The following is an 11,896-nucleotide window of genomic DNA, read 5'->3' as shown; positions in this document are numbered from 1 at the left end:
CACCAGCTGGCAGGAGTTCTAAGCAAGCGAACTCAACTGCCTGAACGGTTCCGGTCGGCAGCGATGCCGGCCGGCTCAAGGCATAAGAGGTATCGGCCGATAGTCTGCGTACGCCCATGAGACGCACCGATGACCATTGCTCCCGCGCTGCCGCACACCGCCCCATCCTCCCCGCGTCGCTGGACCAGCCGCTGGGACGATCTGGCCATTGTCAAAAAGCTCGGTGCGATCGGTGTACTGGCATTGGTCGGCATGGTGATCCCGGTGCTGCTCTATCGCGGCAAGCTCAATGAAAGCGTCGCCATCAGTACTAACGAATTGCGCAGCTACGCCCCGCTTGGGCAGATGCTGGGCCTGATTACCGATCTGCACGCTGCCCATGTCGACAGTGGCGCCACCGCCGAGGCAGCAGCGCAACGCGCCCAACGCGATCTGCAGCAACTGCTCGCCACCACGGCAGCGATGCCCGGTTTCGAACGCAGCCAGAAACAACTGCTCGCCCTGCAGCAGCGCCACGTTTCCACCACTGCGGCCAGCGGCTACAGCGGCGTGAGCGAGCAAGCCTTCGCTGCGCTGGATGCGCTGCGCGACGACAGCCAGTTGGTCTACACCCCGTATATCGAAAGCTACCACCTGGTGGTGGCGACCCTGATCTATAGCCCCGACGCCACCGAATCGCTGACCCGCCTGGATGCGGCCAACGACCCGTCGCAGGCCGGCGACGACCGCGCCATGCTGCGCGAACAGCTCACCCAGTTGCAGCGCAATCACGTGCGCTTCCGGCATGAGCTGGACAAGGCAATGGGCCTGCTGGAACAGCCCGACCCCGCCCTGGCCGATGCCGCCAACGCCGAGGCCACCCGCGCCAACGACGCACTGAAGTCCCTTGCCACGGCACTGAAAGGCAGCGATGCGCAGGCCGACACGCAGTGGAATGCCGCGCTCGATGCGCTTGGCCAGGCCATGCAGGAGCTGAGCAGCATCTCGCTGCAAGCCTTGCAGCGGCAATCCGAGCGCCACCTGGTGGATGCACGCAATGCGATGTATCAGGCCGTCGCCGGCCTGTCGCTGCTCGCGCTGCTGATCGCCGCGCTGGGCTGGTACACCTTGTCCAACCTCACCCGCAATGTGCGCCGCGCCGCTGCAGTGGCGGCCAATATCGCGCAGGGCATGCTGGACGAACGCATCGTGCCGCCCAGCCGCGACGAAACCGGCCAGCTGCTCGACAACATGCGCCAGATGCAGGAACAGGTGCAGCGCGTCCTGGCTGCGCAGAGCGAGATGGCGCAGCGCCACGACGCCGGCCAGATCAGCTACCGCATGCAGGCCGACAGCTTCCCCGGCGCCTACGCCACCATGGTGCGCGACACCAACGCCCTGGTCGGTTCGCATATCGCGGTGAAGATGCAGCTGGCGCAGATCATGTCGCGCTACGCCATCGGCGATCTGAGCCAGGACATGCAACGCCTACCCGGCGAGAAGGCCGTGCTCACCGACACCATGGACACCGTCAAGGCCAATCTGTCGGCGATGAACAGCGAAATCAAACTGCTGGCGCAGGCCGCCGCCAATGGCGACTTCAGCGTGCGCGGCGATGCGCAGCGCTTCCAGTACGACTTCCGCGCGATGGTGAACAGCCTCAACCAGTTGATGTCCACCGCCGACGCCAACCTGCAATCGCTGTCCAACGTGCTGCAGGCGATCGCCGCGGGCGATCTCACCAGCCGCATGCAGGGCGATTTCCACGGCGTGTTCGCACGCATGCGCGACGATGCCAACGCCACGGTGACGCAGCTGGCCGATATCGTCGGGCGCATCCAGCGCTCCACCGATGCCATCAACGATGCAGCCAGCGAGATCGCATCCGGCAACCAGGACCTGTCGCAGCGTACCGAGCAACAGGCGGCCAATCTGGAAGAAACCGCCGCCTCGATGGAAGAACTCACCTCCACCGTGCGCAACAACGCCGAGCACGCCAAGCGCGCCAATCAGCTGGTGGTCGGCGCGGCCGCCGTCGCCTCGCAAGGTGGCGAGGTGGTCGGCCAGGTGGTCGGCACCATGGCCGGCATCCAGGCTGCCTCCAGAAAGATCGCCGACATCATCGGCGTGATCGATGGCATCGCCTTCCAGACCAATATCCTGGCCTTGAACGCCGCGGTGGAAGCCGCGCGTGCCGGGGAACAGGGTCGCGGCTTTGCGGTAGTGGCGTCGGAAGTGCGCACCCTGGCGCAGCGCTCGGCCGCTGCGGCCAAGGAGATCAAGCACCTGATCGACGATTCGGTCAGCCGGGTCGAGCATGGCAGCCAGCTGGTCGGCCAGGCAGGGCGCACGATGCAGGACATCGTCGACTCGGTGCGCAACGTCACCACGATCATGCACGAGATCAGCGAGGCCTCGCTGCAGCAGTCGCAAGGCATCGAGCAGGTCGGCCAGACCGTCTCGCAAATGGACCAGGCGACCCAACAGAACGCCGCGCTGGTGGAAGAAGCCACCGCCGCCGCGCGCGCGATGGAAGAACAGGCGCAGCAGCTACGCGATGCAGTGTCGGTGTTCCAGCTACAGGCGGTCGCCTCGCCACGCCTCGGTCGGGCGGCCTGATCGCTGCCGGGCGCGCTCCTCGCGCTGTCATGGGATTGTGCGGTTGTGCAGACAGCGTTGAGATCCCGGCGCGGCGATCGCCTGGCGATGACATGGCCCGCGTCACCGCTGTCTGGTTGCCGTGCCGACCAGGCGGCTGACCTGCTGACTCTGACGTCACCGCGGCAACCGCGATGCCGATGACACGTTGGGGGACCGCGACAGTACGTCGTCGCGCCCCAGCGTATTCGAATCCGGCGACACCCCGGTTTCGCTTTTCAAGCCGGTGCATCCACCCGGCAGTGCCCTTCCTGCACATGTCCATCACGCATGCGCACGTGATCGAACAGTGAAATCCCAAGCCACCGGCAATGCGTCGGCAGCGCTCGCATCAGGGTTTTCAGCCCACTTGTGCACACGCACGTCACCTCGGTGACGGCCGCCCATACGCGTCCGCCCTTGCGAGTTCAGCAACCGTCGCCAACGCCGTTACCGGACACAAGCAAGCAGACCTGCCCTGCAATCGAGCGCAGCGTGACGACCCCTCACGCGCACCGATGGATCGGCCGGATGCATGCCCGCACCGGTAAGTGCCCGACGTCTGGATGACGCGCCGCTGCCGATGCGCATCGCCCTTTCCTGCCCATCGCCCTTGAGACTCCAACATGATCGCTCTTCTTCAACGGTACAACGTCGGCAAGCGGCTGACTTTCGCGTTCGGCACACTGATCCTGCTGTCGTGCGCACTGGTTGCCGCTGGCCTTTACACGCTAGCGCAAGCGCGTCAGAGCCTGGATACATTGACCAATCGCAACATGGTCATCGTCCAGCATCTGCAAGAGATGAATAACGCTGTCTCGGTCATTGCCGTGCAGCTGCGCAATGTCGTGCTGCCGACCACCGACGAGGAAAACCGTCGCTTCGCCGCCATCATCGAAGAACAGCGCGGCATCTACGACAAGGTGCACGGGCAGCTCTACGCTTTCTCGGCGACGCCGGCAGCGCAGGCCATCCGCGAGAAGATCGATCAGAACAACAAGACCGCCAGCGCACTCAACCGCCAGGTGCTCGATCTCGGACTTGCGGGCAAGGCCGATCAAGCATTGCCATTGATGCTGCAACGTGCAGCGCCTGCGACGCAGGCGTGGCAGGACGCGCTACTGGAATACACGGCGCTGCAGCGCAAGCGCGCCCAGGAAGCCAATGCAGTGGCCACCACGGCGATGGCACGCGGCCGCACGCTGCTGATCGGCGGCGGCCTGGCGGTGGTGTTGATCAGCGGCCTGCTGGGCTGGGCCATCACCCGCAGCCTGGTGCGTCCGCTGTCGCAAGCCACCCGCGCCGCCGAAGCCATTGCCAACGGCAATCTCGACAACGATGTGCGCACCACCACCAACGACGAAACCGGCCGCCTGTTGCAGGCGATGGACAAGATGCAGGACCAGGTACGCAACCTGATCAGTGCGCAGCTGGACATGGCCAAGCGCCACGATGCGGGCCAGATCAGCTTCCGTATGGATGCCGGGGCGTTCCCCGGCGACTTCGGCCGCATGGCCAAGGACACCAACGAGCTGGTCGCTGCGCACATCAAGGTCAAGATGCAGACCATCCACCTGGTGGAGCGCTACGCCATCGGCGACCTGAGCGAAGACATGCCGCAATTGCCTGGCGAAAAAGCCGCGATCACCACAGCGATGAATCAGGTCAAGCACAACCTGTCCACGATGAATCACGAGATCAAGCACCTTGCCCAGGCGGCGGCCAATGGCGACTTCACCGCACGCGGCAACGCCGAGCAGTTCCAGTTCGACTTCCGCATCATGGTGGAAAGCCTCAACACCTTGATGGCCACCGCCGATGGCAACCTGCAGTCGCTGTCCGCCCTGCTGCAGTCGATCGCCGCCGGCGACCTCACCGCGCGCATGACCGGCCAGTACCAGGGCGTGTTTGCGCAGATGCGCGATGACGCCAATGCCACTGCCGAGCAGCTGGCCAACATCGTGGGCCGCATCCAGGAAGCGGCCGGCGCGATCGGCCTGGCCTCCGGCGAGATCGCCACCGGCAATCAGGATCTGTCGCAACGCACCGAACAACAGGCGGCCAATCTGGAAGAAACCGCCGCCTCGATGGAAGAACTCACCTCCACCGTCAAGCAGAATGCCGAACACGCCAGCCAGGCCAACCAGCTCGCCATCGGCGCCGCTGCAGTGGCATCGCAGGGCGGCGCGGTCGTGGCGAGCGTGGTCACCACCATGTCCGACATCCAGGCCTCCTCGAAGAAGATCGCCGAGATCATCAGCGTCATCGACGGCATTGCGTTCCAGACCAATATCCTGGCCCTGAACGCCGCAGTGGAAGCCGCGCGTGCCGGCGAACAGGGCCGCGGCTTTGCGGTGGTGGCCTCGGAAGTGCGCACACTGGCGCAGCGGTCGGCTGGTGCGGCCAAGGAGATCAAGCACCTCATCGACGACTCGGTGGAAAAGGTGGCGCAAGGCGCAACGCTGGTCGACCAGGCCGGCACCACCATGGCCGACATCGTGGCCAGCGTGCAGCGCGTCACCAACATCATGGGCGAGATTTCGTCGGCATCTCAGGAGCAGTACGCCGGTATCGAACAGGTCAACCAGACCGTCACCCAGATGGACGAGACCACGCAGCAGAATGCCGCCCTGGTGGAAGAAGCCACTGCCGCCGCCCGCGCCATGGAAGAACAGGCGCAGCAGCTCACCGAAGCCGTTGCAGTGTTCAAGGTCGCCGACCACGCCCCGGTTGCGCGCCGCCTGTCGGCCATCGCCAGCGCGCCGGCCAACGCGCGTACCGCGCCGCGCCCGGTGGTACGCCCCAACGCCACCGCCATACCGCGACGTGGCGCAATGCAGACCACGGCAGCGGCATCGGCCAACGACGCGGCTGACTGGCAGGAGTTCTAAGCGCGGTAACGCCGTTCAAGAGGCGAGGCCGTGCGCCGGATCCGGGAACCGGGTTGCACGCGCGAACTGACACGCGCGCGATCAGATCTGCACGCTCCAATCGCTAAACGTCCCTTTATCGGCGGACCAAACACCGCGCAACGTCGAACACAAGGCCGGCCCGCTTAGCGGGTCGGCCTTGCACGTTTTGGCAGGCAACTTGCTCGCGTGCCCGACGCTCGACAGACACGCAGCGGCAACAGGCCGATCACGCAGCAGCAGCCACTCGGCTTCCAGACAGCACCGCACTTATCAGCCAGAAGTACACAGCGCACGGAGCAACAAACTCAACACCAAAGCCCCTCTCCCATCGGAAGATCAACAAAACTCAACGCCAAAGCCCCTCTCCCCTCGGGAGAGGGGTTGGGGTGAGGGTACGGCGCAGCAGGCAAGCCAACACCACCAGTGCCCTGGCTGCGCTCGTTTCAATGTCGCTGCCATCGCAACGCCCGTGCAAGGCACGTGAAACCCAAGATGACAGCCAGATGTCACTTGGCCCCACCCACGCAAAAACACCACATTCCAACATCCAATTCGCACAACTCGGCACAGTTTCCAGCATCGTCAACCGCATCCACACGCCCTGCTCACCTGTGTGATCCAGCGCTGTACCGGCACTGCGCATCTTGTCAATTCGCCGCAGATGCCGCCGTTACCACTGGGCATGCCGACAAGCGGACACGAGCGCACGGTGACCTGCCACCCGGTCGATGTCATGCACCCCATCCCTTCGAGCCGAGCGATTCCATGAACTCTTTTTTGCTGCGTTTCAATGTCGGACCACGCCTGGCCGGCGCCTTTGCCGTGTTGATCCTGCTGTCGGGCTGCATCGCCTTTATCGGCTACCGCGGCCTGACCTCGGCACGCGGGTTGGTCGATGACCTGGTGCACCAGAACATGACCAAGATCCGTCTGTCCAACGACATGATGAATGCGAACTACATCATCGCCGCAGAGCTGCGCAACGTGGTGCTGCCGACCAGCGATGCCGACAATCTGAAGTTCATCGAAAAGATCAAGCGCGCGCGCGCCGATTATGCCAAGGCGCGCGAGGCCTTGTACGCCATGCCCGTCTCCGAACAGGGCAAGGCCATTCGCGACGACATCGATCGGCTCACCCCCACGGTGCGCGACTTGAATAACCGCATCATCGATCTGGTGATGTCCGGCCACAGCGACGAAGCGCTGCCACTGCTGCTCAACCAGGCCGCGCCCGCGCTGCAGCAATGGCAGGACAAGATCGGCGACAACATCGCCCTGCAGGACAAACTCGCCGCCGAGGCCGCAGCGGTTGCGCTGCAATCGATGGACGATTCGCGCAAGCTGCTGGTCGGCGGTTCGCTGCTGGTGGTGCTGCTCAGCGGCACGCTGGGCTTGCTGATCACCCGCAGCCTCACTCGGCCGCTGAGCCGTGCCACCCGCGCTGCCGAAGCAATTGCCGACGGCAAGCTCGATAATGCCGTGCATACCGATGCCGGCGACGAGACCGGCCGCCTGTTGCAGGCGATGGACAAGATGCAGGCGCAGGTGCGCAACCTGATCACCGCGCAGCTGGACATGGCCAAGCGCCATGATGCCGGCCAGATCAGCTTCCGCATGAATGGCGACGCATTCCCAGGCGATTTCGGTCGCATGGCAGGCGATACCAACGCGCTGGTCGACAGCCACATCCAGGTCACCACACGCCTGGCGCAGATCATGGGCCGCTATGCGATCGGCGACCTCAGCGACGACATGGACCAGCTACCCGGCGAAAAAGCCGCACTCACCAACACCATGGCGCAGGTCAAGGCAAACCTGGCTGCGATGAACCAACAGATCAAGCACCTGGCAAACGCCGCTGCCAATGGCGACTTCAGCGCACGCGGCGATGCGGCGCAGTTTCAGTACGACTTCCGCATCATGGTCGAGAGCCTCAATCAGTTGATGGCCACCGCCGATGGCAGCCTGCAATCGCTGTCGGGCATGTTGCAGGCCATTGCAGCGGGCGACCTCACCGCGCGCATGGACGGCGACTTCAAGGGCGTGTTCGCACAGATGCGCGACGACGCCAACGCCACCGCCAGCCAATTGGCCGGCATCGTCGGGCGTATCCAGACCTCTGCGTTGTCGATCAACGCCGCCGCCAGCGAGATTGCCACCGGCAATAACGATCTGTCGCAGCGCACCGAGCAACAGGCGGCCAATCTGGAAGAAACCGCCGCCTCGATGGAAGAGCTCACCTCCACCGTCAAGCAGAACGCCGAGGGCGCACGCCAGGCCAACCAGCTTGCCATCGGTGCCGCCCACGTGGCCTCGCAAGGCGGCGAAGTGGTCGGCAAGGTGGTCGATACCATGGCCGGCATCCAAGCCTCGTCGAAAAAGATCTCCGACATCATCAGCGTGATCGACGGCATCGCCTTCCAGACCAACATCCTGGCCTTGAACGCAGCGGTGGAAGCGGCGCGCGCCGGCGAGCAAGGCCGTGGCTTTGCCGTGGTGGCCTCGGAGGTGCGCACGCTGGCGCAGCGATCGTCGGCGGCAGCCAAGGAGATCAAGGACCTGATCGGCGATTCGGTGCAGCGCGTGGCCGATGGCTCGCAACTGGTGGATCAGGCCGGCAGGACCATGGCCGAGATCGTGTCCTCGGTGCAGCGTGTCACCGACATCATGAGCGAGATCTCTGCCGCCTCGCAGGAGCAGTCGGCCGGTATCGAGCAGGTCAACCTCACCGTGACGCAGATGGATGAAGCCACCCAGCAAAACGCAGCGTTGGTGGAAGAAGCCACCGCTGCCGCGCGCGCGATGGAAGAGCAGGCACAACAACTCACTGCAGCCGTGGCCGTGTTCAAGGTCCAGGCGCAGGCGCCGGTCACGCGTCAGCTGGCCGCCATCGCCGGCACGCCGGCCAGTGCGCGCATGCCGGCACGTCCGGCTGCACGCAGCGCCGCCACGCCAGCGATGGCGCGCCGCGCTGCAGTCAGCGCATCTGCCGCCACAGCCGACGCCAGCGGGTGGCAGGAGTTCTGAACTCACCGACAGCAAGCAAGGCGCTGACAGCCATCAACGCGTGCAGGACGACGCAGCATTGGCGGTGCAACAGGCAACCACGCAGTGCGCGCTCCACGCGCCGGGCGCACCACCATCAGCAACACAAAACGTTCGAGAGTCGTTCGAGTCCGCACTGCGCGGATCTTGTGGGCCGCTTCCCTTGCGAGGGGACGCGGCCCTCTTTATGCCCGTGTTCTTACGCAATCGTGGGCATGCAGGCGATCCAACCCTGGACCCCACCCGCTCCGCCTTCACATCGAATTTACAACCGGCTGGCGCGCCCGACCGGACTGAAACCGCTTCCAATGAGCCATGACTGAATAAATCGCCCCCTGTTGTGCCGATTTCTACAGAAATGATCAATTTCACGCATAGACGGCCGTTATCGCACTCACGCATCCGTAACGCCCTCCCCCGGGCAAGGCCACTCTTATGCATTTTTTCAACCGACTCTCCGTTGGCACGCGGTTGTCCGCATTGCTCACCCTGGTCATCGCGTTGTCGCTGGGGCTGCTCGCCCTGACCATCTACCGGCAATCGGCCGGCGACATCGAATCCCAGGTCAAGGCCGAGCTGCGTTCGAGCACGCGGCTGATGCAGCAGTCGGTGGCGATGTACGACGTCACCCTGACCGAAGGCACCGAGCGTCTGGGCAGCGTCTTCGACGACATGCTGCCGCGCGGCGCACGCGAACTGGATACCGCCAGCACCGTGACCATCGGTGAGCAGAACACGCCCACGCTGCGCTCCGGCACGCAGGCGCTGAATCTCAATTTCGATGCGGTGGACCGCTTCGCGCAGGCCACCGGCGGCGTTGCGACCATCTTCGCGCGCACCGGCGACGACTTCGTGCGCATCACCACCTCGCTGCGCAACAAGCAGAACGAGCGCGTGATCGGCACCCTGCTCGATCGCAAGGGCAAGGCCTACGCCGCACTGTCCGCAGGCAAGCCCTTCACCGGCCAGGCGCAGTTGTTCGGCGACCAGTACATGACGTACTACGCGCCGCTGCGCAACGCTGCCGGCGAGGTGATCGGCGCGCTGTTCGTCGGCCGCAATTACACCCAGGGCCTGGCCGCGCTCAAGGCCCAGGTCAGCACCACCAAGCTGGGACAGGACGGCTACTTCGTCATCGCCGACATGGCACCGGGCGAGCACCAGGGCCAGATCATCGCCGCACCGCCGGGGACACCGGCGACGTTGTCGGCACTGGTGCCGGCCGATCAGCAAGCTGTGCTGCAGTCGGTGCTGGACGGCAAGCAACCCAGCGCCAACCTGCAGCTGCGCGATGCCAAGGGCAACGCGCAGGCGTTCGAGGTCACCGCACAGCGCTATGCGCCGTGGCAGTGGGCGGTGATCGGCACCCAGCCGCGCAGCGCCATCGACGGCCCGCTCGACCAGCTGATGGGCAGCATGCTGCTGTTCTCGCTGGTGGTGCTGGGGCTGTGCATCGCGGTGGTGTTCATCGCCGCACGCAAGATGGTGACCCGCCCGCTGCTGGCGGTGGAACGTGTGCTCGGCGATGTCGCCGCCGGCCGTCTGGACAATCCCATCGAGATCGACCGGCACGATGAACTCGGCCGTCTGCTGCTCAATGCCCGCACCATGCGCGACGATCTGCGCGCGCGGCTGGAGCGCGATCACCTGATCGCCAGCGAGGCGCTGCGCGTGCGCACCGCGCTGGACGATGTCAGCACCAACGTGATGATCGCCGATGCCGACCGCCGCATCATCTACGTCAACCGTCCGCTGCAGCGCATGCTCAAGAGCGTGCAGGACGATCTGCGCCGCGACCTGCCCAACTTCGATGCCGATGCCCTGATCAACGCCAGCATCGACCAGTTCCACCGCAAGCCCGAGCATCAGGCACGCATGCTCGATCAGCTCACCAGCACCCACGTCGCGCAGATCCATGTCGGCGGCCGCACCATGCGGCTGGTGGTCAGCCCGGTGCTGGGCGCCGCAGGCGAGCGCATGGGTTTTGTGGTCGAGTGGGCCGACCGCACCCAGGAAGTGCAGGTGGAAGAAGAAGTCGCACGCATCGTGCAGGCGGCCGCCGTCGGCGACCTGAGCGAACGCGTCAGCCTGGACGGCAAGCAGGGCTTCCTGCTACAGCTCGCCCAACAACTGAACATGCTGCTGGACAACAACGCCGACGGCCTGTCGCGGGTATCCGCGCTGCTGTCCTCGTTGTCGCAGGGCGACCTCACCGCACGCATGGACGGCGAGCTGCAAGGCGTGTTCGCCACCATCCGCGACGATGCCAACGCCACCGCCGACCAGCTGGCCGGCATCGTGCGTCGCATCAAGGATGCGTCGCTGGCGATCAACTCGGCCGCCACCGAAATCGCCACCGGCAACGGCGACCTGTCGCGGCGCACCGAGCAACAGGCCGCCGCGCTGGAAGAAACCGCCGCGTCGATGGAAGAGCTCACCGCCACCGTCAAGCAGAACGCCGACAATGCCGACCAGGCCAACCGCCTGGTGCTCGATGCCGCCGGTGTTGCCGCCAAGGGCGGCGATGTGGTCGGCCGCGTGGTCACCACCATGGCCGACATCGACGCCTCGTCCAAGAAGATCGCCGAGATCATCAGCGTCATCGACGGCATCGCCTTCCAGACCAACATCCTGGCGTTGAACGCCGCAGTGGAAGCCGCACGTGCCGGCGAGCAGGGCCGCGGCTTTGCCGTGGTGGCCTCGGAGGTGCGCACGCTTGCCCAGCGCTCGGCCGGTGCGGCCAAGGAGATCAAGCACCTGATCGAAGACTCGGTGACCCGCATCGGCAACGGCGCCGCGCTGGCGTCGGAAGCCGGCAGCACCATGCAGCAGGTGGTCGGCTCGGTGCAGCGCGTCACCGACATCATGGGCGAGATCACCAGCGCCTCGCGCGAGCAGGCCGCCGGCATCACCCAGGTCAACCAGACCGTGACCCAGATGGACGAAACCACCCAGCAGAACGCCGCCCTGGTGGAAGAAGCCACCGCAGCGGCGCGCTCGATGGAAGACCAGGCCGCGCAGCTGGTGGACGCAGTGGCGGTGTTCCGCCTGGAGCCGCAGGACCGCCTGAGCACCCTGCTGGCCAGCGCACGCCACGCCTATCGCTGAGACGGCGACCACGATTTCTCGCCGCGAAATCAACGCGTCGTGCCATTTGCTAGCTGCATGATCGAATGCGAGGCAACCAGATCGGCTCGACTGCTCCTTGCCTGCTCACCGTCGCGGGACCTTGCGCGGCATGGATACCGCGCAAGAGCTTGCAAGCACGGACTTGCCGCGTGTCCCGCGAGGGTTGGCTGGCAAGCGCCCCACAGCACATTTGC

Annotated in this window: 4 protein-coding genes; all 4 read left to right on the top strand. The window is 65.2% G+C overall.

Annotation, left to right across the window (positions count from 1 at the left end):
* The first annotated feature begins 129 nt into the window (after positions 1–129).
* Entirely contained in the window at positions 130–2,598 is a 2,469-nt protein-coding gene (locus tag Y887_RS01055; protein ID WP_046962581.1) for a methyl-accepting chemotaxis protein, read from the top strand.
* A 644-nt stretch (positions 2,599–3,242) separates the two neighbouring features.
* Positions 3,243–5,507 (top strand): methyl-accepting chemotaxis protein, encoded by a 2,265-nt coding sequence (locus Y887_RS01050; protein WP_046962580.1) that lies wholly within the window; start codon positions 3,243–3,245, stop codon positions 5,505–5,507.
* Positions 5,508–6,293: 786 nt separating this feature from the next.
* Positions 6,294–8,555 carry a methyl-accepting chemotaxis protein gene (locus tag Y887_RS01045; protein WP_046962579.1) on the top strand — a complete coding sequence of 754 codons (2,262 nt, stop codon included), beginning with the start codon at positions 6,294–6,296 and terminating at the stop codon, positions 8,553–8,555.
* Between the two features lie 453 nt (positions 8,556–9,008).
* Positions 9,009–11,681, top strand: a complete 2,673-nt coding sequence (locus tag Y887_RS01040) for a methyl-accepting chemotaxis protein (RefSeq protein WP_046962578.1) — start codon at positions 9,009–9,011, stop codon at positions 11,679–11,681.
* Positions 11,682–11,896 lie beyond the last annotated feature (215 nt).

Source organism: Xanthomonas pisi DSM 18956 (assembly GCF_001010415.1).
GTDB lineage: Bacteria > Pseudomonadota > Gammaproteobacteria > Xanthomonadales > Xanthomonadaceae > Xanthomonas > Xanthomonas pisi.
The sequence above is the reverse complement of the archived record's forward strand: the minus strand, read 5'-3'. Positions and strand labels throughout refer to the sequence as shown.